Origin of the sequence: Pseudomonas sp. SIMBA_067 (assembly GCF_046534675.1) — a bacterium.
Lineage (GTDB): Bacteria > Pseudomonadota > Gammaproteobacteria > Pseudomonadales > Pseudomonadaceae > Aquipseudomonas > Aquipseudomonas putida.
In genome coordinates this window covers 1-245 of sequence record NZ_JAWRYH010001101.1, presented here as the reverse complement: position 1 = coordinate 245, position 245 = coordinate 1, and the positions used below count along the sequence as shown (strand labels likewise).

Annotated in this window: 1 pseudogene; it reads right to left on the bottom strand. The window is 51.8% G+C overall.

Features of this window, described 5'->3' with window-relative positions:
• Positions 1-245 (bottom strand): annotated as a pseudogene (locus tag SB765_RS32680) (zinc metallopeptidase RseP); the annotation flags it as partial.

Below are 245 nucleotides of genomic sequence, written 5' to 3'. Positions count from 1 at the left end.
GCCGAGTTTGGTTGCACATTTTCCAGTACAGGTTCAATTTGCGGCCCACGAGGACGAATCCCCAGCGAAGATACCGGATCTTCTTTATCAGGCTCAAACGCCCAGTGACGTAAATCGAGCTTTACATCCCGCCGTTGGTCGCTGCCAAATGGCGCTACTGTAATGGTGGTGCTTTCATCGCCAATTTTATCGACCAACTGCAAACGCACGGCATCCCAATCAGGCGTTTCGATACCATCTACGGC